The following is a 25629-nucleotide window of genomic DNA, read 5'->3' on the forward strand; positions in this document are numbered from 1 at the left end:
TTGAAAGATGAAACGCACACCGTTCATGTTTGCTCTGACCGTTTGGATGTTGTTCGCCTTTGCATTGCCGACAATGGCTATCGACGACGAGTTCAAAGAAGCTATCCAGCAGACCGAGGACGAATGGAAAGCAGTCCGCAAGACCATGCAGGAAGGCAAGGGGAAGTTCGACGACTTCCGGGCCAAGTACAAAGAATACCATGATGCTGTCTTCAGTGATTCACCGGAAAAGGGCATAGAGCTGGCCAAGAAGCTCTTCAACTTGAGCGATGGACAGACCGCCGCCGCCAACGACAAGGTGAACCAGCTTCGTGAGATGTTCAACGAGCTGGACAAAGCCGGATTGTCGGACAAACTCGAAAAAGCATCCGGCTATCTTGACAAAGCCGACAAGTATGCAGGCGAAGCGGAGAACCTGTGGGAATTCACCAAAAAGTTCGATCCCGACCACGCCAAGGACAATCCCACTTACGGACTTCGTCTGATCGGCGACCTGCTGAAGGAATCGGCCGGCAAATTGGAAAAGATACCGCTGGTGGGACAGATACTCGGCAAGTGGGTCAAAGCATACGGTGAGGTAGCGGGCGATTTTGCCAACGCCCTCGACCGACTGGGCAAGAAGATAGACGAATTCCGTGGCGGCTCGCTGTGCGCCCAGTCCGGCTACCGTCAGGATCAACAAACGGCCTTCAAGGCAGCCGGTGGAACGAACTGTCTGGTATACTTTGCCTCGGGTATCTTTCCAAGGATGCGCGGCGAGACCTACGAAGGCAACTCAGACTATTTCCTGTATGACCCGGGCACCAAGCGCGGATACCTCGCCTCCAAGGAAGCCGAAACCGTCTACCGCTGGCACGAACTGCTTCTGGAACGTCGCGCCCTTGATCCCGACTGGTTGGCCAGCCGCGCCAACTCACTCAAGCCGGAGATCGTCAGCGAGGCGCGTAGTTATTATACTCTGTTCAACGGCTGGAAAAACAAAACCGATCTCGGTTGGATCATCATCGACAAGCTCGGGTTGTATCAGGACGCCTACTTTTACGGACGGCTCGATGAGGAAACCTTCGTCGCCAATTACGTCCTGACCGACAAGCATCAGGCTGCGGTTAATGCAATAATCAAAGAGTATGAAAAGTACGTCTTGGTCAGAGGCACCGTCTACGAAGAAGTCGACAACAACACACGCCGTTCAACGGGTGCCAGGGTGGAGTTCACTTTCGGCGGGAAATCATATTCGGAAACAACCGAAGACGACGGCCAGTATGAGTTACTGATGGAAGGCAAGGCCAACGAGGCCATCCACGAAAAAGTGTCCAAAGACAAATTCGACACTATCGAACGAGACGGCCGTCTTCCTCAGAAGGTCACCAGCGGTCTGGATTACACGCTCGGCCAGGGTGCCCTGTCGGCTGTCATCAAAGGCACGGTGACCATCAATACCGACCCCGATCAGGCGGCTGTCGCCTGCGATGCAGCCACCGTAACGGCCGCCGCGCCGCAAGCATCCGGCCTCGGTAGCGCCACGACTGCTGCCGACGGATCCTACACGCTCACGGTGCAGATTGCTCAGGGCGTCGATGTAACCTGCACGGCCACCAAGGACGGCTCGGCCGGGTCGGCAACTGTGAAGATCACAGGCGAGAGCCATGCCGGTGTTGATATCGTCATCGATGCCACTTCAAGCGACAGCGCTGCCGCCGGGCCGGCCTGGATAATCAACGCCACCGTGCTCGATGACAACGGACAGCCTTTGCAAAACGCTGTGGTGTCATGTTCTCACAATGTTGCTTCGGCCACCACCGGCGCCGACGGCACGGCCGTTGTCGGACCGATTGAAGTTCCCGAAAACTGGCAGGAGGAAGCGTTCAGCGTGACACTCACACCCACGGTGGTGGCGCAAGGTGGCATAAAAGTCGGCGGGAGCGCCGCCTCCGTCACCTATGAAGGAGCATCGCCCAGCGCCGTTACCCTGAGTATCCCGGTCATTATCCCCACCGCTGTGACGGTCAGCGGTAGAGTCACCGATGCCAACGGGGTTAGTGTCGTTGGCGCCGTTGCGACCGGTGGAGGTCTGGCCGTCACTGTGGCTGCCGGTGGATCGTTCAGCATCGGACCCTTCATGTTGATCAAAGATTCGTCGATCACCCTCATGGCTACGCTCACCGACGGCGCCAATACCTACGGCGGCGCACCCCAGACGGTTGCTTTTGACGGCGCCAACGCCACTATCTCAGGTGTGGTGATAGCACTCGATATTGAAACCGAAACCGATGTCACAATCTCCGGCTACGTTCACGATCTGGACGGCAAAGGACTGCCCAACACAACCGTTACCGTGCCCTCCGGTGGCTCCGCCGTCACCGATGGCGCCGGGCATTACACTCTGCCACCTTTTCAACACAAGTTGGGCACACCGGTTACAATCAGCGCGTCGCTTACCGACCACCAGGGCACACCGGTGGCCGGGACGGCTGTCTGCACACCGCTGGCCGACGCGGCAACGGCGCCGACCATCGTACTTCAAGTGCAGCAGGAAAAAGTGCACGACGTGACCATCTCCGGAAGCGTTGTCGACGAACAAGGCACCGGTATCGCAGGCGCGGTGGTCACCAGCGGCAGCGTCTCGACCAGCACCGATGGTTCCGGCAGCTTTGCATTGCCGCCGGTTGAACTTGCCGCCAACGAATCGGCCGCTGTGAGCGCCACCCACACCGATGGCTCGACCCAACTCTCCGGCGGGCCGGTCACGGTCACGTTCGACGGCACCACCACGGCTATCGGTGGTGTTGTGATAACCATGAGTGCCGGCACCTCACCGGTCACGGTCACCGGCACGGTCAACTCCTCCGACGGCAATCCAATCAGCGGCGCCTCGGTAGCAGGGGGCGGCGCCACGGCTACAACCGACGCCGGAGGTGCTTTCTCGTTGGGACCTATCGACCATGAATTGAACACGCCCTTGTCGCTGTCGGCAAACGTGGCTCTGCCGGACGGTAGCAGTGCCGGCGGCAATGCAACCGTGACGCCGACCTCAGGCAGCGTGAGTGCCAGTATTTCGATTGATATGAGTGGAGCCTCCGACGAAGAGGATAGTGAGATCGATGATGACATCGATGACGTTGAGGACGATGGCGAGGATGTCGTCGACTATGACGCTCTTCTGGCCGAGTTTGTTTTGTCGGTGGCCGAGCTTGACGGCGTGGCCGCCGAGTTTGCCGGTATGGCTGAGTTCTTCGATCAACGTCTGCGCGAACTGCGTGAGGAGGCTTGCAACTCAAGCGACGTATCTTATGCCTTGACCAACTCCAAGAGTCAGGTCGAATTGTATTCGCTCTACCTGACCGGTCTCTATGGAGTGTACGGTGAGATCATTGCCGCTCAGGCGACCGATCCGGAGAATCGCAGCCTCGGCAACGTGGAATCGGAGTTTACCCGATGTGTTGACCAGGAGGCCACTCTCGAAAATCGCCGCGAGAGCATGAGCACCGCCTACGGTACCTACCAGTGCGATGAAGATGAAGCCGAAACCGACGAAGGCGACCGCGCCAACGACGACGCCGACCCGGACGACGTTGAAAGTGGGGCCGGCGACGGTGGTGGTGTGGAGGTGTGCGGTGACGGCATCGACAACGACGGCGACGACGAGATCGATGAATGCGACGCCGGTTGTTGTGACAAGAATGTGCAGATCACGGTTACCGATTGCGGCACAGCCGACGACGACATATTCCTGGTCGCCGTCGATGGCGGCGATGTGGGAGTAACGCCCAAGGGTGCGGCCAACACCTTCAACGTCGAGTTGACACCGGGCGATCACTCCATTACCGTCACCTGTCTTGATGACGGCGGTGATCCACTGGGCACCGATATTGGTACCGCCTGTGTCACGGTCGTAGTCTTTGGCGAAAGTCAGGCTATCGGCGGGGGTGAAATGGGCATACCGTATGGCGGCTCGCAGACGATCAGTTTCTATGTGTCGGAGGGACCGGTCTCGGCCAAGATAAACCGCACTTTCAACGGCGCTTCGTTGCGTGGACTGGAAAAATAGACTCGACGAGATAGACTGTAGATTCGCTTTGAAGCGGTCGGTGTCACTTATGCCGACCGCTTCTTTGGCCGGCCAGAATCTGGTCGTACACCTTGAGATAATCTTGAGCCATATTCTCAAGTGTCAGGTGCTCCTCGGCGAATCTTCGACATGCGGCATGATCGTCGAACCTCTGAAGGCGCATGATGCTGTCAACGAATCCGGATTGATCCTCAAACAGACAGGCAACCGACGCCGACTGGAGAATATCGGCGAAATGGCCCCTGTTGAACGACGCGACCGGCGTGCCCGAAGCCAATGCCTCGGCCACTACCAACCCGAAAGGTTCTACCCAGCGTGAATCCTCCATGCCCGAGGGAAAGAGCAAAGCAGCGGCATGACTCAGCAGCAATCGCTTCTGCCCTTCGTTCACCTCACCGACATGGACAATCTTGCCGGTATACTCGTCCACGTCACTGCTGCACACCCGTTTGATGGTTGCATCCAGGTCATCCGGTACGACAGTAATGTCGAAGAACTCCTGTTGTAATCTTTCCACATAGTCCCGATCACTCCCCGGCATCGCCTTACCGGCCACGATCAGGCTGGCACCGGCAGAGCGAACGGCTCGGCAAGCCGAGAGCACGGCTTTTCTGGGCAGCAAGTCGCCAATATAGAGCATGAACCGACGACGCTCACATGATGCATCAAAACTCCGAACATCGATACCGTTGAGTGTGGTAAATATAGTGTCCGGACCGCCGGCCGCTTTGAGTTGCTCGACATGGCCGGGAGAAACTCCCGAGAAGTGCAGGCGTTCGTGCCGGGTCGACGTCAGTTCGGCGAAAGACTCTGTCAGGTACGGCAAGGTATGTATCGTCACAAGAACCGGCGCGTTCAACTTCAGCAGGCGGCGTACCAGGGCGGCATCTTCGAAATGCGTGTTGATGATATCGTAATCGCCGCCGACCAGCCCGACCACAATGTTGTCGATGATGCCTTCAAGCTCGGCATGGTAATCGTCTATCGAAAAATGCTCATACTTTTCGACCAACGGTTGATCGAGATAGCTCACACAGTCGACACCTTCAAGAGTGCCGCCCGGTTTGAACAAGGTAAACGAAACATCACGCTGCCGGAAGGCCGACGAAAGATTGTACAAGACACGTTCGACACCGCCATAGCCGACCGGAGGAATATCGAGAAAGGGATATGCAACAAGTGCCACTCTCATGTAGACGTCCCAGGTTCGGTCTTGAGTGCATGCCTAAAGAGCAAGTAGCGATTGTGCGACAGTGAACTTCGAATGGCCAGAGGATAGTATTCCTCCGAATAGATCTTCAACAGATCGGACGAATCGATCAGCCGTTCGTTGAGCCGGGAGACAAAACGACATCGATCATCGGTATCGCATGAGACCACTCCAAAATGAGAAGGCTCGCGACCGATATCGGAGTTCGGTTCGAGACGATAGGGACCGACGAAGGCCGCGTCGATCACAGCAGACACCTCTGATAGTTTCTGCATGTCATCTTGAAGTTCATCTTTGGTTTGAGTCGGGAATCCGCTTATCAACCAGATAGCCTGTCTCAAACGGGCGGTGTGAGTGTCTTTCAAAACACGCTCTACCAGTTCAGGACTGGTGCCCTTCTTCATCAGCCGCATAAGCCGCCGGTTAAAAGTCTCCACACCGTAGAGAACCAAACGGCATCCCCGCAGGTAGGTATCACGCAACAAGGCAGGTGTCAGGGCCTTGTCGATTCGCAGATAGCTGAACCATCGCAGCCTGGTTTCCGGATCAGTCGAGGCCAGGGACGCCACCAACCGGCTCAACCAATCCGGCTTGAGCGCTTCATCGACAAACTGAAACTGCCCGGTCTGATGGCGATGTCGCAGTTCGGTGAGTTCCCGGGCGACTTTGGTTGCATCTTTTTCGCGGTAGTGCGTTCGATATCCTTCCTCATGATCGCAAAAACTGCACAACCCCCAATAGCATCCGCGTGATGCCTGATAAGGCAGCAGAGGTTGCGCCATGAGGTATCCATCGTCAATGGGTAAGCCATCGAATGAGGGCGGTTCCAGATCATCGAGTTTCTCAAAGCGTCCATAGCTCACGCTTACCCTGCCGACGTCCGAGGACGCGATAACATTGTCCGGTAAGCGACGGCCGGACGCTTCTTCCTCGACGCTCCACGAAGCCAATTCGGAAAGGGCCACTTCTCCCTCACCGAGTACAAACTGATCGACCAACGGTTGCCACCAAACGTCCTGTGATGTCGATAGCTTTCGCAGGATGTTCCCAATCAAAGAGCCACCCCACACGATTCGACCGGCATACTCCCGACGCAACTTAGCTGAACAGATCACGGCCGCGGCCAGTTGATCACTCCCGGAGATCGAGAAACCAACCACGCTCGGCCGCTCATGGTTGATCTCGCGCAGGCAGTGAAGCTCAAAGAGGCGTGTCAATTCGCATACGGTGTTTGTCGCGCACGCCTCGGATTCTATCAACTCGTTCAACGCACGGCCTTGGCGCACGAAGTAGCCGTAGTGAATCAGAGCATCCACGACATTCAGGCCAGGCAGGTCCCACTTGTCAATTCCCGATCGAATGTCATTGAAAGTCAGATTTGCTTCGGTCAGACCCACTGCAGCCAGGGGATCGGGTCGGAACTCGCCTCCGGTAAGCACAACCCGGTGCTCAAAGGGGAGAGTGTTTTGAAAAGCCGTCTGGTTGCAAGCGTCATCGAGAGCATCATGCAGGACTTCTTCGCAGATGCTTTTGAAATAAGCCTGGTTCAAATCGAACTGCCGACAGGCAATGTCATGCTGCCTCATGTAGGCCGTCAGCGATGCGGTCGCGGCCGGTGGGGCGTACATATCCCACAAAGGTGGGTGAATCAAGTATACTGAGGGATGCCGATTATCCACGCGCAGTTGTTCTCATCGTAAAGACCATAACCAATATACGATCAATTGGCCAACATCGCAATGCCGGCAACGTTTGGACAGTGCAAACCGGCGACCGGTCGCCGACCGATAGTTGGCAAAAAACAAAAAAAACTGGGGAACAGAGCAGTATTCGGTTAGATTCCGGGTGATATGGAACAGCAGGAACGAAAAGTACGCGTAATCATGTCCCTCTTGCAGGACCTGTTTGAGATTTCGGCCGTATATCGTCAGAACCAGCGCTTGGTATTCAGTTTGAATTGCCGCTACCAGCGCGAACGGTCGGTCAAGATGATCACTGATCGGCTGCAAACCGCCGGTTACCGTTTTCGTCTGGACAACGATGGTGACATGCTTCTATTGAACATAGATCCCAGAGCGCGGGTGAGGATTCCGCCTTTGAATATCATCCTGTTCCTGGCTACGCTGTTTACGGTATATGTCGTATCAGTGTTTTTCCGTTTCATCCTGTCGGCGCCAAGCTTCGAGGCGGCTGTGGACGGCGCCCTGCAAGCGTTGTCCCGGGGTGCAGGATTGGTGTTCACCCTGGCCTTGATGTCGATACTCATTGTGCACGAGATGGGTCATTATATAGCCAGTCGACGTCGCAATATTGTAACAACCTGGCCCTATTTCATTCCCGCACCGACGTTGATAGGCACCTTTGGCGCCGTGATAAAATCCAAATCACCATTTTGGAACCGGCGCGACCTGATCGAGGTCGGGGCGGCCGGGCCTATTGCCGGATGGCTGGTGGCTCTGGCCTGGTTGTGGTACGGACTCTCGCAAACGGGAACGATCGCACCCGACGTACTTGAGCCGGGAGCCATACCTTTCGGGATGGAGGGTGAGTCGATCCTGATGCGTCTGTCCACCTGGCTGCTGGTTGGACCGGCACCGGCAGGCCATGTTTACTCATTGAGCGAGGCCGCCTTTGCAGGCTGGGTGGGGTTGCTGGTCACGGCCATCAATATGCTGCCCATCGGTATGCTCGATGGCGGCCATGTCGTCTATGGCTTGTTGAAACGACGCCAGCATCTGTTGGGGAAACTGGCCGTTCTGGGCCTGTTGGCTCTCGGCTTCCAGACTCCGATGTGGTGGTTGTTCGCAGGCTTCGGGCTATTCCTGGGGATGAATCATCCGCCTACTCTGAACGATGGTCGCCCCCTGAGTAGGGCTGCGAAAATTATGGGGTGGGTGGCGCTGGTGATATTGGCGCTGTCGTTTACACCGATGCCTTTTCGCTAACCTTAAGAGCAGCGATTTTACTTACATCCATTTCCCGGCCGTACTTGGCGGCGAAATCGATCTCCCCTTGCCGCAACAGGTCCAACAAGACATCCACAATGGCCGGATCGAACTGGGTCGATCTGTATTTGACAAGCTCGTTGACGGCCACCTCAAGATCAGCTCCTTTTCGGTAAGGTCGATCGGACAAGATAGCATCCAGCGTATCGGCAACCGTCAGCAGTCGACCCTCAATCGGTATTCCCTCCCCCTTGAGGCCACGCGGGTAGCCGCTACCGTCATACCATTCATGGTGTGCTATGATGTACGGTACGGCTGGACGGAAGAGATCAATGCCATCGATTATCTTTAGTCCCAGTTCCGGATGGGTTTGCATCTTGCGGCGTTCTTCGTCGGTCAGTCGATCCGGCTTGTTGAGAATACCGTCGGGGACGCCCAGCTTACCTATATCGTGCAGAGTGCAACCCATGATGAGATGCTCGATGCGACGTTCGTCCCAACCAAGCTGCCGGGCGATCAGTTCGGCCAGCTTGGTAACACGATCGGTATGACCGGCTGTGTATTGATCGCGTGCTTCAATGGCGTTGGCCAGCCCTTTGATGGCCTGAAGGTAGGATGTGTGCAAGTCCTCGTAATGGCGATAATTGGCAATAGCGGCCGCCGCTGAGTTAGCCAGGATAGCCAACACATCGATCTCCCCCGGCGTCAAACGGTCGAATCGAGATTCGATCAACAGATTGATGACACCATGGAACCGTCGCCTGACAAAAATCGGTTGTGATATCCAGATCCGTGTTCGCGTCTCACCGTCTGCGTCTATCTCATCTTTGGAAATGCTCGGCTTACTACTGCGCGTGTAGGTGAATTTATCGACAGTGGCGTTGTCGAGTACGCCGTCCGGTGGAAGTTCCTCTTCGCCTGCGTATATCTTCCGCACCACCTCTTTGGTTTGCGGATCTGTCTCGATTATGCCGACCGCGGTGGCATCCATTTCTTTGCGACAGGAGCGAGCTACCATGGCCAGAAAATCATCGATTTCAATATCGGCATTGGCCGCACCGGCGACTTTCAAGAACTCCACTTGACCTTTTAGATGCAGGTTTTCACGAACCACCTGTTGATGCTCCAAACCGCGTTTGATGGTCGCCTTGAGCAACTCCAGACGAAACGGCTTCACCAGAAAGTCATAAGCACCTTTGCGCAAGACTGAGATGGCAGTCTGGACAGTCGGGTGGGCAGTCATCAGAATCACCGTGGCGTCGCCGTGGCTGGCCAGTGCGGTCTCAAGCACCTGGACACCGGTATGCTCGCCCATTACCAAATCGGTCAGCACCAGATCGACGGGATTCTGTTCTATATGAGTAAGAGCCAAAGCCGGGTCGGAGAATGCCCGGACGTCGTACTTCTCCGACGACAAAGCCTCGACGATGATGTTACATATATACTTTTCGTCGTCGACGACAACAATACTTATGGGTTGGTTTCTGGTCATCATAACTATTCTCTTACCACCATCTCATCTATCGGACGATCAAAGGGAAAGCCCACCGGACGGTGGGCTTCTGTTTAATAATTGGACTTGTGATTTGTGCGCTTACAGATTCACGTATTCTTCAGCCCGATAAGAGGACCTGACCAACGGTGCCGAGACGACTTTGGGTATACCGGCCATCATAGCTTGCTCCCCCAACGATGTAAACTCCTCCGGCGGTACATATCGAACAACCGGCAGATGGGATTTCGATGGAGCCAGGTACTGGCCGATCGTGAGCATGGAAACCTCAATGGACGCGAGATCATCAAAGACTCTTCGCAGTTCCTCGGCCGTTTCGCCAAGCCCCAGCATTAATCCCGACTTGGTGACGATCTGAGATCGGCGGCCTACCTCTCTAAGGAGGTCCAACGAACGTTGGTACACGGCGCCGGGCCGAACTCGACGATAGAGTCGCGGCACTGTCTCTACGTTGTGGTTGAAAACTTCCGGGCGGGCATCAATGATTATGTCGATAGCTTGGGGAGCATTTCGAAAATCGGGCGTCAGTATCTCAATGGAAGCGGTGGGTAGTTCTTTTCTGATCGCTTCAATAGTTCTGGCAAAATGAGTCGCCCCGCCATCGGGCAGATCATCTCGATTAACCGAAGTTACCACGACATGATTCAGCTTGAGTTCTGCTACCATCTGAGCCAACCGGGCCGGTTCATCAGGATCAACCGGCTGCGGCTTGCCGGTACCGATATTGCAAAAACGACAGCCACGGGTACACAGTGGCCCCAGGATCAAAAAAGTTGCCGTGCCTCGATTGAAACATTCGCCCCGGTTGGGACAACCGGCTGCCTGGCAGACGGTGTTGAGCTTGAGATGGTTCAACATACGGTCAACGCGGCGATATCCGACGCCCGTGAATCCGCTTACCTTCAGCCACTTAGGCTTTTGAATTGTCTGTACTGCCATGCTCCGAGTCTATCTTTGGCGGTCTCTGTTTCCGACCGGTTTCAACTTCTGTTTTCACTCACCTTCTAACACCCGAAGGCATAAACTTGTTCGCACCAATTCAATTGGCCTGCCGGGCGGCTAATAATATAAGGGGATAGGCCGATAATCAAGAGAAACAAGGGAATAGCTAGCTATAGAGGAGTATGCGCATGTCATGCCGGACGATACTATCGATCTTTCTGTTAATACCCATTCTGGCCGCTTCGGTTCTGCCTGCCCAAAAGCAGACGGCGCAGGTTGCGCCGGTCAAATATAGTTCCGTCAAGAACCTACGTCAGTCCACCGGTCTGGCTCTGGCCGATACATGCTTTCTCGACAATGCCGATACTCTCACCTGGTCCGTTACCGGCTGGATCATCGGTGATGAACTATACAAGGTCTACCTTGATCCGGCTCAGGGTTGCGAAAATCCATATCCCTTCACTATCACGGAAGTGCATATAATACTGACTTTCGCCGACACCACCACTTTGATCTACGAAGGCGACATCGAAGCAATCGACTGGAGTGATCCCAGTTGCCCCCTGCCGGACACCCTGATTGCGATCTCGCCAACCTATCAGGATTACGTGCCGGGCCCCGACGCCTACGACATTTGGGTCGAACTGGACCCGCCGGTGGTTGTCGACGGACCGTTTTTTGCCGGCTTCTATCTCGGCAGCGGCATATACCCGGGTTCTGATCCGGCCATCGTAACCGACAATCACCCCCAACTGTGCAACTCGTATAACATCTGGGACGAGTCTATCGGCTGGGTCGATATGATGAATACCGGCGGCGAGTTCAATTTCCCGGGCCGTATGGCCATGTATGTCCTTGGCATCGCCGGCGGCAGCGGCGGCACTCATCCTGAACCGGAACTAACGCTGGTGGCCCCCTCAGACAACAGCACACTTTTCGGTTCCGGGAACATCTGGGCGTCCGAATCATCGGGATCGGGCATCATCGATTACGTCTCCTTCGAATACTCCTCAGGAGGCGGCTTCGTTGAAATCGGTAGAGATTTCGACGGCAGCACTCCCTTGCGTGACGGCACCAATTCTGTCAGCGGCGGCAACGGCTTCAGCTACGACTGGGACTTCTCTGCTCTCAGCGAAGGGAACTACACTTTGCGAGCAACGGCTGTCGACACACTCGGTCGCAGCTCTGCCGATAGCGTCGCCGTTTATCTTGAACCAACGCCGCCGACACCGACAATTCTGAGCCCTGAAAACGCAGAGGTTTTTTGCGACACGTTGAACCTCTTGATGTCCGTCAATGACGAAGACATTGCCTACATCGACATCAAAAGACGCCCCGGCAGCGTCGGCTATTCAGCCGGTCTGACCACCGTGGACGTATCGTCGGTCGGCAACCATCTGGTGGCGCCGGGGGCTGCGGCGCTGGCTACCTACTTGTGGGGCGGGCGAGGTTACGAATTTCTCATCAAGGAAGGCACAGCCGTTCTCTCAGTGCTTGAACTGACCGACAGACTGGCAACCTCGTTTGACACCTACGACAACAACGGCACCTATGATGAAGACATGTTGGCGGGGCTCGATGCGTATTTTCGCGCCATCGGCAACGCTCTCGAATTCGACTATCGACGCAATCCCAGCTACTTCGACCTGCGAATCTGGCTTGAGGAACAGGAGCGCGCCGTCATTATTGCGTTGAGCGGCGACCCCGGCACCTGGCTGGCCGTCGACGGATTCCCCGGCTGGACCCAGGGCGACGGCAGTTACCTGATCCGGGTATCGAATCCGCTGACCGGGGCAATGGCTGATATACCGATGCGCAACAGCGTCGGTATCAACCAGGTCAACCTGAACGGCAGTTGGCAGAATATTGACTTGATGGTGTCCCTGCTGCCGAAAGATTACGTCGTCAATCGCGTCACGGTCGGGGCCGACTTCTCGGGCGGCGACGGCTGGTTCTTTGGATGGGCACCGTTCAACCTGGACGAAGACAGTCTGTATTACTTCACGGCCAATGGTCATGATGGCTCGGGGCATCAGGATGCCACTACCGTTCTGTTGCAGTATGCCTGTCAAGGTTTCTACGTAAAGGGAGATTACGACGGCAACCAAAATGCCAACATTTCCGATCTGGTCTGGCTGATAGACTTTCTCACCGCGGCCGGACCGGCACCCGTCGGTGGCGCCGAGCGGGCCGACGCCAACTGCGATGGCTTTGTCAATATCGCTGACATTGTCTACTACATGAACTTTACTTTTGGAGTGGCTGATCCCCCCTGCCACTAAGAGCCATGTCTCCACTCCCCATGGCTGGGTCATTTCGGCTGGGGGTGATCCGCAGAACTTCTCAAAAAGGCCGCCCAAGTTGGCGGCCTTTTTCACACTGACAATTCCTTGATGCTATCTACGTTCGGCCGCCAGCTACCAGGTCAGACGCCAACTGGTCGAGTCCGGCACAGTCAGTCGCTGCCTGAGAATTGTTCCATCGCGTAGACTGATCGTAAACTCATATTTTGTCCCGGACGGTATCAGTGAGTCCGCCGGCACCAGATCCAGATAAAAATACCCGGTGCTGTCGCTGGTCGTGCTCACAGGCGATGGCGAGATTACGGTCATGCCGAATCGAGCCACCCCCGAAGGCAGCCAGGCGCTGACAGCCGCATCCTCTTCAGCCACACCATCGGCCGTGAAAAGATGCCCATAAACCCGACACAAAGTCGGGAAGGCCGGAGCGCCGGGATCAAATTGGTCACAGAAGATAGTGTCCACACCCGCGCCCGACACTACGACAGTGTCATATCCGCCAAAAACGTAACCCGAAGCTGAAGCCACGACCAGAAAACTGTCGGCATCCAGATTAAAAGCGACCTGCCCCAGATTGTCGGACCGGCCAACCGCAACCAACGATGACTGGTCAACACTTCGCACACCCAGCGATGCGTAAGGTATGGCCAACCCCACGCCGGAATCGTATGTTTGTATCGTGAACGAATAAGCTCCCGAGCCGGACGATACTCCCGACACCTCGGTGTCGAGGTACTTGCCGAAACTGCCCGAGGTGGTGTGACCACTCTGCTGAGTGTTCCACACCCAGCCGGCCGTGGTGGCCGAGTCGCCGCCCAATTCGGTACGATTGGAATCCACCGCCCCGCCCTTGACATTGACCGAGTCGTCAATCAAAGCCAATTGGTCGGAGAGTTCGTCGCCGATAATCTGAAATGAATAGACGTTCGGCGTCAACAGACCACCCGTGTTTTTTTTGGCAAGAATGGTCATACAGTAGGACCCTGCGTCGCCGCTGCCGTCGAGGTTGGACACCTGATCTTTGAATGAATAAAACTGTTTTGCTCGAATAGTAACCGAGCTCACCCGGCTATCGGAAATTGCAGCCGAATCCTTGTAGGCTACATCACCCGAAGGACCACTCACCAAAACGTAGAACGAGTCAGCCGTTGTGGCATTGCCCAGACTGTCCACCGAGTAAAACAAAAACGACAAAGAATCTTCGGCCGTCGGTGTCGATGTCGAGTTGTTGACAATACCACCGAACAGCGACGCCGCTGATAAAAGACCGACTCCCAACAGTAATAGTTTACGCATCATACTCCCTTCCTGGCAAAAATGTGTCTGTGGGCGGCAGTTGGACGCCACTTGTGGCTGTCCCCGTCTTCCCCAATACAAACGTGGCGCACGAGGACGTACACCAGGCACAAATCACACTCCGCATCATACTCCCTTGCCCGCTTTAGTTTCTAATCTCTCAAGAGCGACCGAACCACCTTCGAACGTCGCACCTGCGTTGTATCGGCCGTATATAAGAGCAGTAACGGATAATACCCGGCGCCACTTTCCGATGATTTGATCACTTTGCGGCTAAGGTTCACCGGTGGGTCGTTGCTGTTTACCAACATGAAGCCGTAGTTACTGCCCGAGGTATCCCAATAGGTCAGCATACGGTTGAAGTTCTTCATAGTGAAGTACTGTCCGGTGCCGGTGACGTTGACGCTGCACGCCACCGCCGTATTGTAGTCACCACCGGCCGAGGTCCAACTGACCGAGTCGCCGTCGCCGACATCCAGATAGGCATGCAGCCAGGTGGCGCCTGAGTCCGGGTCCGGATAGTCACCCAGATTGTGTTTGTTCTCGCTGCCCTCGAAAGTCTCCTTGGTCAAAGGGTAAGCGATCAATTGTCGGGCCAGAATACCGCTCTGGATGTAGCAGTATACTTTCAACTCCGAAGAATCCGGAATTGTATCGTTCCATCCCGGAAGCTTGAAGACTACCCGTAGCTCGTCGCAACATCCGCCGTTTCCAACACCCATATTGATCACACGGCCGCCGTTGAAGCGTGTGCAATCTTCACCTGTTTCTTCCGGGTCGCAATTGGCATACGAGTATATCAGGCAGTCCTCAATGTCGGAGGTATCCTTCAGCGTGTCTACCCTTGCCGACACCGATGCGGTAACCATGAACCCAATCATGACAGCCACACCCACTTTGTGGAGCGCGCTTCTCACTTGCTCTTCCTGGAGGTCGTTGTTTTCGTTCGTGTCGTTTTCTTAGCCGGCTTCTTTTCGGGGATGCCCTGGCGAATCTCATCCACAAGTTTCCAAAACCGTTTCTGATCAGCGCCGCCCGGTGTCAGTTTATGCCTTAGTTCAACCATTTTGATCAGGTCTCCCAATTTGGCGTTTTCTTCAGCATGCTTAATGATTTCACGGTAGTACCTTTCGATGAGTTCATCAAACAGCTTCAACCAGGGAGAACCGTCGGGTGGTTTCCCTGCGTTTCGTTTCACGTTAATCGCCCATCTCAATTATCAACAGATCAACCAGCACCGGACCGGATGCATCCGGGTCGCGTGCTATCTTGAAGCCCTCAGTCGACTCCTCACCCACAACGAAGGCCGTCTCAACACTGCGCGGTCGAACAATTACCCGTGGCGATGACAACGATTGAGGTAGCTGGTTACCGCGATGGTCGGTGAGATTGGCAAACGTTACTTGTTGAGCGACATCTCCAATATCGATAGTCCCATACAGAACCGATGTGGTACTCTGCACTTGTTCCTGGACAACAAACTCGATCTCGCTCCACCCGGCCAACCCCCAGGCTGAAAACTCGGGAACAAACCATACCCGATGCGACTTGGCTCTTTCCAATCCTGATATCATATCATCTCCCTTAGCTGTGTACCGGCGCCGACGGACCCTGGGCCGGTGGGCGGAATCGGTTAAGGAGTTGCTCACTACCGGCTGCGTATTGATCGGATAGTTTCATCCAGGCCAGTGCAGTACGATCCTCGCCGCGACGACTGGACAACTCCCGTGCGGCAGCGGTGCGACAAACAATCGCCAGCGCGCGCTGAGTGGCCGCCGCCTGCAAAGTACGGTCAGCACCGAACTGTCCGTCCGGGTCCACCTCCTGCTCGACCAGACTGTTGGCCTCAGCCACCGCGTTGTTCAGCACATCATCATTGAAACTGTCATAAATCGGTGAGTAGTCCAGAAAGACCGTTTCGCCGTCGATGATTTCGCCGGATACCACTCTTTTGATCTCGCCGGAGTCGACTCTTACTTGATAGTCTGCGCCATCGGTGTACGTCGCAAACGTCTGATACCATACCGTCACCGCCTGGCCGACACTTAGCGACCCGCCCGACTTGACCGCGATGGTTCCCACACTGTAGTCGATGGCATAGTCTGTGTTCTCCACATACAACGTACCCATCGAACTATCGCTTGCCACCACCACCGAGCCCGGCGCAATCGGCGAGGCCGCCACGCTTACCGGACTGCTGCCCAGGGTAATACTCGAGCGCGACAAGCTGTTGCTCTTGAGCGTCTTCACCTTGAGCACCGAACCGTCGATAGCGCCGTTGAAAAACGGCAGGTAGTCATCCCCCTTGAAATACAGAGCTTGGTTGACCACCTGTTCGGCCGTTGGAAAGGCACTGACCAGGTGGTGACGAATCAGTTCCACATTAGTATATGACATCCCTACCTCCTCACGATAACCGCACCGGCGTTGGAAATCGATGTTATCTGACTGCCCACCGGACCGGTGCTGAAGCCGGTCGTTACCTGTATTTGCACCCAGTAACGTTCATCATCGCCCAGCGCTTCTTTCTGCCAGTCGTCGGGCGTAGCGTCGTAGTCGTTCCACAAGAGCAACTCCTTGTCCGAAGCATCGAAATCGTAGGCGCCGCCCGCCGGCGTGAACGCAATCCAGGCCGAGCCATCCCAATAGGAGTACTTAAGGACTCCACCCACACCAACCGTTGACAGGAGTATGCGAAGATAACGGAATCGACGATCCATCCCGATATGCACAGTATCCCCGAGAATTTTCAACAATGTGGAGCTACTGGAATGATAGACGTCCGCTGGCGTGCCACTGGCCGCAGCGGCCGTAAGATCATTGTAGCTGGATGACCCGATGTCATAAACCAGGACTTCGTCAAAAGCTCCCGCACCCGAGTCCAGAGGTTCAGGTGTCACAAAGCTACCCGTCTCACGGCTGGTGTACATCAATTGCTCCTGCCCTGTTGCGTACTGCGACAGGTACACCACCACCGGTACGTTCACGTTAAACAACACCTGCGGGCTATTGCCCTCGGCCGCATCCAGGTCCACCACCGGACTCCAAACGGCCCCATCGTACTCACGATACTTCAAGGCCGCCTGATCATAGGCCACAGCCAGTAGTCCGTTGTCCGAGACGGCCACGTCGAAGTGATCATCGATATTGCTGGCGCTTGAAGCCAGATCAACGGCCGTCGTCCAACTGCCGCCCACGATCGGACGAGAACGCACCGACAACGTTGAGCCGTCGTAACTGTAGACGATGAATATGTCACTGGTACCTATGACGACCTTGCTGTAAAGCTCCGACGCGGCATTGCTGAGTTCATCACCATCGTCGGCCGGACCGCTGCCCCAGGTCGCTCCCGAATCGGTCGAGGATTTTGCGTGAAGGTAGTATGACCCGGTATTGAGATGCGACCAACTCACCCACAAAGTCCCCGCGGCTTCAATCGTCACCGACGGATTGTACGCCTCGGCGCCGTTGAATACGGTCACCTTCGAACCGATCGACCAACTACCGCCCGAGAAAGAGAGCTTCTTCGTCACCAGATACTTGGTCGTGACCTCGCTGTAGACAACATGAATGTTGCCGTTGGTGTCCATCAAACAGTCACACGGTTCGTCGGCTGCATCGGACGCGATGGTCGCAGGGGTCGACCACGTCCCGTAGGGCCGGTCTGCCCAACTGTACTCGATATCGCCGGACGCCGTTTGCACGACAGCCACCAGCCGCCCGCGGTATTGTCCCGATGCCACCTTTAACAGTTTCCTGGAAGGGGGCAGGCCGACCGGATAGGTAGCACTTGATTCAGTTATCTTCTTTTGCATCGTTCTCTCATTCAGCGGGGGGACCGCCCCGGGCGATCCCCCGGCAGGGTATTAGGTCCAAACGCTGTCCATCACCACCGACGCTTCTTTGATGACCTTGGCATAGGTCACCGACTCGGAAATCACGGCTTCCTCGAAACGCTGTTCGATGACTTTGTCGTATTCGATAGTCAACGGCTGAGTGATCACTTCCTCGACCGCAAAGCGGCTGTCGAGACCGAGAACATAGTCGGTTGGAACGTCATCACAACGAACCAAACGAGCGCCCAAAGGACTGAACAGATCGCCGGTGTTCTGAAAACGATAACCGGCCATCGGGTCCTTGAACTCAGCCAGGGTCAGGATCGTCTTCATCTGATCGATATGGCAGACAATCGTGTTCATTTCAAACGGCGAGAACTGCGCCCACAGACTGATCAAGTCGTCGTAATCCAGGGTGGCGCTGACAGCCGTATTGACCACCGTAGCGCCGTTTGAGTTACCGTCACCGTTGATAATGGTGTCAACGACCAAGGCGATTTTGTCGCTCTGAATTCTGAAACCGATGTACCACAACAATACGCGGAACTGCGAACTGCTGCGATAACGAAGCGCCTTGTAGCTGGTCTTGAGAGCCAAACCGTAGTCGGCTACCTTGACCGCATGGTTCTGTTCCGTTACCAAAAGCTGCGGCACATCGGCGCCGTCACCGATAGGACGAAGCGAAAACTTGGTGTCGTCCGAGGTATCGATGAAAAACGGCGTGTAACTGTTGGATGCCACGCTGGTCGAGTTGGCAATCAAACGACCCAATTCCGGCCGCATGGCTTGACCCTTCTTCACCTCGCGCAACATGAACTCCGGCAACAAAGCCGGCGCCTGCTGATAGAACTGCTCCACCGTGGTCGGCGACTTGCCGCCGAGCCGGACACCGGCCAGGGCCAGCTGCCGTTCAAAAGCATCAAGCGGACAACCGGTCGGCGTCGGATCATACTCCTCGCACTCCAGCAGTTCTGAGAGCGTAAGCCCGCGGCTCTCCGCTTCCGTGTAAAGATCGCGTCCTACTTCAACCGCCGTCGCCCTGGTCAGATCCACCGGAATCTCCGTTGTCGCTTGTTCGATCTCTCGGTTCAAATTGACAAAGGCGGCCGAATTCAAAAACTGATTGAAATTCATCTTCGGTCCTTTCTTAGTTAAGCAGAATGACGCAGTCGGTTGTACCGTTCACTTCAAGTACCGTCCCGCGTGCCACGTTGCCACCGGCCGGATCGGAGGCCACCGTCGGAGCCTGCTTGACCGTTCCGCTGGCGCCACAGACCACCCGATTACCCACTACGGGATAGGTAGTGGTAATAGCCAGGCGGCAGACCCCGCCGACCTGCACCGAAGCCAGCCGGTCGCCGTCGTCACCGTCGTTTAACGTCAAACTGATTAGCCTGCCCAACAGTTGGTCGCCGTCACCACACGGTCCCACTTCGCCGTCGTCTGTCAGTATCACCGGCTCGCCTATGTTGGTATCTTTCAGATCATCGACACTGGCCGTCTGCTTGATCGTAAAGGTGGCCAGCACCGGCGCTACCGCATCCAGGTTCTGATCTCTTACTGCCATCTCGTTTCCTTTTGTTCATTGAAAGTTGAAATACTTCGGCCGGGAGCGAATCCCACAAGGCCGGGACTTATGAGCTTGTTGACAAACGTCTCATGCAGAGGTGGTGTAGGGCGACCCCGCCCGACACCTACCTCAAAATCCACAGACAGTCAGGCCAGTCACCCAACTGCACCGGCGCCTGGAGGCGCTTCGGTTCGCAGAAGAGAAGTCAATCAACACTTCCATAAATCCCTCCGGTTCATTTGTAAAGCTCGGGGTCCATCGACCGCCGTCGAGTTGAATACCAACCGGTGCCGCTGAAACTGGCCGGAAAGGCATCACGAAAACGGGCCGACGTTCGACGATATTGACGGACCAGCTCCTGGGCAGTCATTTGAGGCAGCGCCTCGAGATAGTCGGCGATACTCTCAAGACCCGAGTCGGATCGTGTAACCGCCGCCACCGCTTTCATCATACCGCTGATACGACCCACTATGTCTTCGCGCAACGTTGCACATTCATCCTGCAACCGCCCAATGTCCGACAGCACAGGCGCCACATCGCAAAGCCACTGTCTCAACTCGTCGAAATCGATCAGCGCCATGCCGTCATCGGTTAGACTGGTCGTCACTCGATCGATGTATTCCTGGTGAGGATTGTTCGTCTCCAATGTTCTCTCCTGGTTTATTGATGAGGTGATACTCGATTCGGGCGAGCCTTGCCTCGATCTCTTTCGAAAAACGATAGAACGTCTCTTTATCTACCACCCCTTGCTTCAGAATCACCTCAAAACCGGCCAGTTTCTTGTCCAGCGTTTCTACAACCGCCGCTTCAGCCTTGGCGGCCAGCTCGATCTTCAACGATTGGATAGTGAGAAAATAGCCGGCTGCGATCCCAAATACGACCGTCACGAATCGAAGTAACGGACCGTTCAAACGAATGCCACCACTGTGCTCGTCAGCCACCTTTTGCTCCTTTTTTTGTTGACCGCCATCCCGGCCCGCTGGATCTTGGTCGCATGTCTGATGAACGTCCATATATTGCCGTCCTGTTTATTCGGCTGCTTCTGGTTGGTCTGTTCGCCGCCGGCTTTCTGATCGGTTGCGGTGAAGAAGGCGGTCCCTCAGGTTCATCGGGAGGGGCTCTCGATGGCCTTGACCTGCTTGGTCTGGAAGACGGACGTTCACTGGTCTATATCCGTATAGACTCCATTCGAGACAGCTCCTTCAATCTCTATGTCAGCACCAGCTACGACACCTTTACCATCACCGGCGACCTGGAGGACTGGGCCATCGGCAACAACCACCAGCCGATCATCAGCCTGAAAGTCAGTGATCAATCGGTCATTCAGAATGGATATTGGCCGCTCACCGTCGGTACACCCCAGATCACATACCTGCCGGTGCCACCGGTAATGATGCCGCGCCAACTTTCGGCCACGGATTCGTGGGGTGGGTACGTACCGCTTTTGCAGGTCGGACTCGAAGACGTGCAGCATCTTTTCTATTACTCATACTTCGGTTTTCACCATTCCAAGTCGTATGTCGCGCATCCCCAGGTTACCGTCCCGGCCGGATCGTTCGGTGCTTATCAATTCGATGTCCGCTTGTACCAGCGCTACGACGACACCGACCCCGTCGCCATCGTGCGGGAGTACTATGTCCCCAACATAGGACTCGTCCGACTTGACATCTCAGGCGGCTCCTTCAAGCGCGTCCTCAGTCTCATCAGTTACCAGTAACTACCCGCCGAAACCTGTGGGCGGCAAATGTCCTCATCTGCCCCAATAAATGGTGTAGGGCCACCTCGCAAGACACCTACGGCGGTACCCCCAAGCAGTCGGGCGAGTCGCCAGACCGCACCTGCCAGCCAACAGTACAGGCAGCGTTTATCAACTGACACTCCGACGGTAGAACAAAAAGCGCGTCCGCCCCTCCAACTTGATCCTGCGCAGAGCAAACCAGCCTTCCAACGCTCCCGACAGCCTCAGCAGGTAGCCCCCATCCTGCCGCGACAGCTCCACCAACCGACCACTCGCCATGGTGGAGAGTTCTTCAAAAGTTACATCCTCCACCGGAACTTCGTCGGCCACAAACCGTGCCCCTCTGGCCAGGCGCGCTTGATTCCCTTGTCGAACCACAAACCTCCCCCGCTCACCCTCGTGAGCAAATATGAAGGTCAAATCGTCGCTGCCGGTTGACATCCCGTCCAGCCAGGCCGGGCGACACACTCGATAACTACCCAGCGACTGCTTACCGCCATGGGGACAATATCGATATCCCAAAGATTGCGGCGGAAGTTCGTCGAGGCTCCACACCCGGACACCATCCCGTGTCATTACAGAACGCGCGGCTTCGTCTACCTGCGTGGAAGCGACAACCTCGTGTCGTAACACTCGGATACGATCCGGCCTGCCGTTCCTGGACAGATTCGACGGGTCCAACCCATTCTGCGGAACCAGTTTCAGCTCCAGTCGAGATGCATGTGATGGTTGTCCGCTCAGTAGTTTGCTTAAAGCCGACAGTTTCAACCGCTCCTTACCGCGATACGGCACCAACAACCCACACAACTCTTCATACTCCGCGAGTTGATCAAGATCAAACCGATTGCAGAATTCCTCCCCAAGCAACTCCCCGTCGAGGCGGCACAGTCTCATCTGGCCGTCGACCATGCTGACTCTCACCATCAGTCCATCGTAGTACGGCGTCACCAGACATTGAGATGCATCACTCAGCTCAGACAGGTCCTTCAACTCGGCAGGCACCTCTGCCGACAGGGACTGGCCGGCGACGTCAGCCGCCTCGGCCTTCAACTCTTTGGACACCGAGGTATCGTTGACCGCACCCCGGTAGACCAGCGAGGTCTCCAGCACCCGTTCAATCTTGCGATAATTAAAATGGCAGGATACCTGTTCGCCGTCGACTTCATACTCAGCCAGCGGCTCATGTTCACAGGTGCGGATGTCCTTCTTGCAGACCGAGCACTCCGGCATCAGAAAAGTAAAGCCGATCGAACACTCCTTGTAAATCCCGCCGTCGATATTTTCACGCAGATTGTCGGCGCCTTGGGCGCTCTTCAGCCAATAGAAATAGCTCTTAACCCACTGACGATTTTCACGCTCCACCGTCCCGGCATGGAAATTCCGCGCGATCGGCAGTTTGTCCTTGCGATGCCCGACCATCACCGGCGAGTCGATCAGAAGTTCAACCAGCCGCTTATGCTCCTCGACAGGAAACCGCCCACCGAAGCTGTTGACTTCATCAGACACGATATACATTGCCCGCACAAAGACGTCATCAGCCACTATCGGCGTCGGAGGGTTCACGTTTTTGTTTATCAATTCAACCAGATCGGCACTCACCTGTTCAGCCGGCTCGGCCAGCTTGGCGGTGACACGGCCAAGACTTGCGCTCATTTTACCTCCATTTGCTTTACCAACCGACCCATGCAATCCAATTGCAACAAATCACCGACCCTAATGCGCAATTTGTTGCTAAGAACACACCAGATTATGGCCGGTCAAACAGCACGCCGAACCACCTAATCGACTGTCTCACAGACTGGTACATAAAGCCCCCCCACTTTGTCTTAAGTGGGCATTACCTTTGCTTTTAGACTGAGTGGTTGGAAACGTAGACAGAAAACTTGAGGTAATTGTTATGACCGTTTACAAGAACAAGAAGAGCCACAGTATGAAATGGCTGATCGCCTTGGTGATCTTTGTGCTCGGTATGACCATCACCTGGTCCTCAGTGGAAGGCGCCGAGGTCTCGTCCACCATGAGTATTCACAAGGCCCACACCGCCCACGCCTCCTTTGGACGCAGCCGCTTTCATCCCAACTGGTTCCCCGGCTTTTTGAAACCCCCGAGGACTATCCTGGCCTCTGCCACACTTCGTTTGGACGTTTCAGATAACAGAGTTCTTGATGTCAAAAAGGCGAAGTTGGATCAGTTAGATACTTCGCCTACTCTGCGGACGGGTTACATCAGCCAAAGCTAGATTCCCCTACGTTCCCAACCCTTCCGCCCTCTCGCGCCCTTTGAGATCCTCCCCTTGAAGGGCGCTCTTTTGTGCCTCAGTATCTTCAGTCGAACGACCATCTGCTTTTGTAGGGCGGGTCCGTCTTCGCCCGCGCGCCGCGGCGTGAACCCGCCTTTGTTCTGGTGCCGTCATTCCACCCCGAGTGTTTTGTACCGTTGTGCGACCCCGCGCGACGGCTCTTGTAGGTCAGACCGCAGCCGCGGATTGCGCTCCTGACAAATCCAACTTGAGCGCTGTCGAAGGATGGGATGGCTTGTGCCCACGTGATCTTCAGATCGCGTGAACTGCACCGAGAAGAGGGCGCCTTGCGTCGCCCCGTTGAGCGCCGATTGTGACTAATCTAGCCCTATAGTAAGCCCGGGTGGCCGAGGGCTTGCCCTGGGATTAGATGAATCCTTGGGCTATATAGAAAACTTTCCATGTTCCACAGCTGCCTATCATGCCATGAGCAATCGTAGCTCTTACACGAAACCAACAACTACAACAAGAAACCCACCGTAAACGGATGGGCTACCCGATCACAATGGCTCATGCTTCGACTCCGCTCGGCATGACAGTAGCAACGCGCGAAGCGCGAAAGAGTGATTTATCACACCTTCCCAACTCTTGCCTGGATGGTCGGTTCACACCGGCGCCTGAGCGGCCACAAAGCCAGCGCCAGGGCCATAAGCGAATCGCACTCGTTGTTGTCATCCCAACGGGCCGAACGTAACTCATCCTCAAACGACCAGACCTTCCCCGGCCCGTCGGGCAGTGGCCATCGTTCATAGCTGATCCGCTCGGTAGCATGAAACAGCTCGACGTTGGTCAGCATCTCAGCCTTGGACGCGGCCGTGAAAATCACGGCCACCGGATTGAACTCTCTCAGTTGCTCAACAACTACGTCCCCCAGCCCGGTAGCGTCCACGATCAGTTCACCGGGGTATCTCACTTGCCGCTGTTTGATTTTCTCCACAACGACGTTCCAATCAAATTGCTTAAACCTCTCCAGCGCCACCACTCGGGCTACGCCGTCGACCACTTCAACCGTGACCCCCACCGTGGCTGTCTTCTTCCGGGCAAGGTCCCAACCTGAGATGAATCTCTTTGTGTCTCCGGGCGCGGTCATGACATCCGTGTCATGTTCCAAGGCACAAAAAGATGCCAGCGCCCGATCGACATAGGACCCTTTGAGAATCTCCCCACCGGAGTCCACAAACTGCCCCATGATGTTTTGTTGCACCCTATGTTCGGAGAAATGCGTCAACCGTTCTTTCAGAAAGTCCTGCGAAATGTACACATTTTCACGACTATCGCCCGACTGAAAGTACCCGTTGCGAGAACCTTTGGTCACCTCACGCGCCCGCCGGTAAAACCAGTTGCGACCGTTGGGTGTGCTGACCAGGTCGAGTTTCCCCTCGCGGTCGGCCAACCGCATCTGAATCACTTCTTCTACTACATACTCCGGGTCCGGCTCAAACGCCACCTCATCGAAGATGAACAGATCGTAGTCATGCCCCAGCAGGTACTCGCCGCGATTCTGCGTCGAACGCGCTTCGATCACGGCGCCGTTACCGAATGACATGCGTGGATAAGGCGTTCGCACCAGCGTTGTCATCAGAGCTTCCAGCCATGGCAGCCCGCGCACTATCCGCACCACCTGGTCGAAAATGATATTGGCTTGATCCTGAGTGATCGACGCCGTCACAATGTGATACCGTCCACACCGGTCAAACTCCAGTTTTCGCAGCCGATAGATAGCTCGGTGCAGGATCTTCACGGCCGCTGCGAAAGACTTCCCCCAACGATTCCCGGTCACCAGAACGTTCTCAGCCTTAGTAGAATTCTCCAGCCATTCTCGCTGCCCCTTGTGCAATTCAATCCCGAGCGCGGCGGAAGCGAAATAGGCCGGATCGGCCATCCCGCGCCGCCAGTCGATAACCGATGTCA

The 25629-nt window shown here is 55.6% G+C and carries 21 protein-coding genes; 5 read left to right on the forward strand and 16 right to left on the reverse strand.

Translation table 11 applies throughout. From position 1 onward, the window contains the following. Positions 1–7: 7 nt before the first annotated feature. Complete coding sequence (locus OEV49_07460) at positions 8–4048, forward strand: hypothetical protein (GenBank protein MDH3890908.1); 4041 nt, start codon at positions 8–10, stop codon at positions 4046–4048. A gap of 43 nt (positions 4049–4091) precedes the next feature. Here the strand turns inward: OEV49_07460 and OEV49_07465 are convergent, their stop codons facing one another. Together OEV49_07465 and OEV49_07470 are read right to left on the reverse strand one after the other, a co-directional pair. After that, positions 4092–5261 carry a glycosyltransferase gene (locus tag OEV49_07465; GenBank protein ID MDH3890909.1) on the reverse strand — a complete coding sequence of 390 codons (1170 nt, stop codon included), beginning with the start codon at positions 5259–5261 and terminating at the stop codon, positions 4092–4094. Next, complete coding sequence (locus OEV49_07470) at positions 5258–6958, reverse strand: radical SAM protein (GenBank protein MDH3890910.1); 1701 nt, start codon at positions 6956–6958, stop codon at positions 5258–5260. The genes OEV49_07465 and OEV49_07470 overlap by 4 nt, the downstream gene beginning before the upstream one ends. Positions 6959–7129: 171 nt before the next feature. Here OEV49_07470 and OEV49_07475 point away from each other — a divergent pair, with 171 nt between their 5' ends. Then, complete coding sequence (locus OEV49_07475) at positions 7130–8224, forward strand: site-2 protease family protein (protein ID MDH3890911.1); 1095 nt, start codon at positions 7130–7132, stop codon at positions 8222–8224. Here the strand turns inward: OEV49_07475 and OEV49_07480 are convergent. Both OEV49_07480 and lipA read right to left on the reverse strand, forming a co-directional pair. After that, a complete protein-coding gene (locus tag OEV49_07480; GenBank protein ID MDH3890912.1) occupies positions 8202–9719 on the reverse strand; it encodes a response regulator in 1518 nt (505 codons plus the stop codon). The two genes, OEV49_07475 and OEV49_07480, sit on opposite strands and share 23 nt — an antisense overlap. Positions 9720–9818: 99 nt before the next feature. Further along, positions 9819–10676: a lipoyl synthase gene (gene lipA / locus OEV49_07485; GenBank protein ID MDH3890913.1), complete on the reverse strand. Its 858-nt coding sequence runs from the start codon at positions 10674–10676 to the stop codon at positions 9819–9821. Positions 10677–10867: 191 nt separating this feature from the next. Between lipA and OEV49_07490 the strand changes: the two genes are divergently transcribed. Continuing rightward, on the forward strand, positions 10868–12961 hold the full coding sequence (locus OEV49_07490) for a hypothetical protein (GenBank protein ID MDH3890914.1): 2094 nt from the start codon (positions 10868–10870) through the stop codon (positions 12959–12961). 135 nt (positions 12962–13096) lie between these two features. Here the strand turns inward: OEV49_07490 and OEV49_07495 are convergent, their stop codons facing one another. The 10 genes from OEV49_07495 to OEV49_07540 all read right to left on the reverse strand — a co-directional run bounded on the left by OEV49_07495 (position 13097) and on the right by OEV49_07540 (position 20622). Then, complete coding sequence (locus OEV49_07495; protein MDH3890915.1) at positions 13097–14278, reverse strand: hypothetical protein; 1182 nt, start codon at positions 14276–14278, stop codon at positions 13097–13099. A gap of 149 nt (positions 14279–14427) precedes the next feature. Continuing rightward, positions 14428–15192 carry a hypothetical protein gene (locus OEV49_07500; GenBank protein ID MDH3890916.1) on the reverse strand — a complete coding sequence of 255 codons (765 nt, stop codon included), beginning with the start codon at positions 15190–15192 and terminating at the stop codon, positions 14428–14430. Then, positions 15189–15473 (reverse strand): hypothetical protein, encoded by a 285-nt coding sequence (locus tag OEV49_07505; GenBank protein ID MDH3890917.1) that lies wholly within the window; start codon positions 15471–15473, stop codon positions 15189–15191. The genes OEV49_07500 and OEV49_07505 overlap by 4 nt, the downstream gene beginning before the upstream one ends. Before the next feature lies 1 nt (position 15474). Continuing rightward, the gene (locus tag OEV49_07510; GenBank protein MDH3890918.1) at positions 15475–15849 is read right to left on the reverse strand and encodes a hypothetical protein; all 375 of its coding nucleotides are present in this window, start codon (positions 15847–15849) and stop codon (positions 15475–15477) included. 10 nt (positions 15850–15859) lie between these two features. Then, positions 15860–16672, reverse strand: coding sequence for a hypothetical protein (locus OEV49_07515; GenBank protein MDH3890919.1), 813 nt, complete (start codon positions 16670–16672; stop codon positions 15860–15862). Between the two features lie 2 nt (positions 16673–16674). Further along, positions 16675–18090 (reverse strand): exo-alpha-sialidase, encoded by a 1416-nt coding sequence (locus OEV49_07520; GenBank protein MDH3890920.1) that lies wholly within the window; start codon positions 18088–18090, stop codon positions 16675–16677. A 51-nt stretch (positions 18091–18141) separates the two neighbouring features. Further along, positions 18142–19245: a hypothetical protein gene (locus OEV49_07525; protein MDH3890921.1), complete on the reverse strand. Its 1104-nt coding sequence runs from the start codon at positions 19243–19245 to the stop codon at positions 18142–18144. Between the two features lie 13 nt (positions 19246–19258). Further along, positions 19259–19678, reverse strand: a complete 420-nt coding sequence (locus OEV49_07530) for a hypothetical protein (GenBank protein ID MDH3890922.1) — start codon at positions 19676–19678, stop codon at positions 19259–19261. Positions 19679–19916: 238 nt separating this feature from the next. Further along, positions 19917–20288, reverse strand: a complete 372-nt coding sequence (locus tag OEV49_07535; protein MDH3890923.1) for a hypothetical protein — start codon at positions 20286–20288, stop codon at positions 19917–19919. After that, a complete protein-coding gene (locus OEV49_07540) occupies positions 20266–20622 on the reverse strand; it encodes a hypothetical protein (GenBank protein MDH3890924.1) in 357 nt (118 codons plus the stop codon). Before OEV49_07540 ends, OEV49_07535 begins: the two co-directional genes overlap by 23 nt. Positions 20623–20675: 53 nt before the next feature. Here OEV49_07540 and OEV49_07545 point away from each other — a divergent pair, with 53 nt between their 5' ends. Beyond that, complete coding sequence (locus tag OEV49_07545; GenBank protein ID MDH3890925.1) at positions 20676–21398, forward strand: hypothetical protein; 723 nt, start codon at positions 20676–20678, stop codon at positions 21396–21398. Positions 21399–21548: 150 nt separating this feature from the next. Here the strand turns inward: OEV49_07545 and OEV49_07550 are convergent, their stop codons facing one another. Continuing rightward, entirely contained in the window at positions 21549–23072 is a 1524-nt protein-coding gene (locus tag OEV49_07550; GenBank protein MDH3890926.1) for a hypothetical protein, read from the reverse strand. A gap of 244 nt (positions 23073–23316) precedes the next feature. On the opposite strand from OEV49_07550, the gene OEV49_07555 reads away from it, so the two are divergent. Beyond that, positions 23317–23658: a hypothetical protein gene (locus OEV49_07555; GenBank protein ID MDH3890927.1), complete on the forward strand. Its 342-nt coding sequence runs from the start codon at positions 23317–23319 to the stop codon at positions 23656–23658. 631 nt (positions 23659–24289) lie between these two features. On the opposite strand, the gene OEV49_07560 is transcribed toward OEV49_07555, so the two are convergent. Further along, positions 24290–25600 (reverse strand): terminase family protein, encoded by a 1311-nt coding sequence (locus OEV49_07560; GenBank protein ID MDH3890928.1) that lies wholly within the window; start codon positions 25598–25600, stop codon positions 24290–24292. Positions 25601–25629 lie beyond the last annotated feature (29 nt).

It is taken from the genome of Candidatus Zixiibacteriota bacterium, assembly GCA_029860345.1.
Classification (GTDB): domain Bacteria; phylum Zixibacteria; class MSB-5A5; order GN15; family FEB-12; genus JAJRTA01.

Coding starts and splice junctions, on each gene's coding strand:
- OEV49_07460 (MDH3890908.1), top strand. CDS start 8: ATGAAACGCACACCGTTCATGTTTGCTCTGACCGTTTGGATGTTGTTC.
- OEV49_07465 (MDH3890909.1), bottom strand. CDS start 5,261: ATGAGAGTGGCACTTGTTGCATATCCCTTTCTCGATATTCCTCCGGTC.
- OEV49_07475 (MDH3890911.1), top strand. CDS start 7,130: ATGGAACAGCAGGAACGAAAAGTACGCGTAATCATGTCCCTCTTGCAG.
- OEV49_07480 (MDH3890912.1), bottom strand. CDS start 9,719: ATGATGACCAGAAACCAACCCATAAGTATTGTTGTCGTCGACGACGAA.
- lipA (MDH3890913.1), bottom strand. CDS start 10,676: ATGGCAGTACAGACAATTCAAAAGCCTAAGTGGCTGAAGGTAAGCGGA.
- OEV49_07490 (MDH3890914.1), top strand. CDS start 10,868: ATGTCATGCCGGACGATACTATCGATCTTTCTGTTAATACCCATTCTG.
- OEV49_07495 (MDH3890915.1), bottom strand. CDS start 14,278: ATGATGCGTAAACTATTACTGTTGGGAGTCGGTCTTTTATCAGCGGCG.
- OEV49_07510 (MDH3890918.1), bottom strand. CDS start 15,849: ATGATATCAGGATTGGAAAGAGCCAAGTCGCATCGGGTATGGTTTGTT.
- OEV49_07515 (MDH3890919.1), bottom strand. CDS start 16,672: ATGTCATATACTAATGTGGAACTGATTCGTCACCACCTGGTCAGTGCC.
- OEV49_07520 (MDH3890920.1), bottom strand. CDS start 18,090: ATGCAAAAGAAGATAACTGAATCAAGTGCTACCTATCCGGTCGGCCTG.
- OEV49_07525 (MDH3890921.1), bottom strand. CDS start 19,245: ATGAATTTCAATCAGTTTTTGAATTCGGCCGCCTTTGTCAATTTGAAC.
- OEV49_07530 (MDH3890922.1), bottom strand. CDS start 19,678: ATGGCAGTAAGAGATCAGAACCTGGATGCGGTAGCGCCGGTGCTGGCC.
- OEV49_07545 (MDH3890925.1), top strand. CDS start 20,676: ATGTCTGATGAACGTCCATATATTGCCGTCCTGTTTATTCGGCTGCTT.
- OEV49_07550 (MDH3890926.1), bottom strand. CDS start 23,072: ATGAGCGCAAGTCTTGGCCGTGTCACCGCCAAGCTGGCCGAGCCGGCT.
- OEV49_07555 (MDH3890927.1), top strand. CDS start 23,317: ATGACCGTTTACAAGAACAAGAAGAGCCACAGTATGAAATGGCTGATC.
- OEV49_07560 (MDH3890928.1), bottom strand. CDS start 25,600: ATGGCCGATCCGGCCTATTTCGCTTCCGCCGCGCTCGGGATTGAATTG.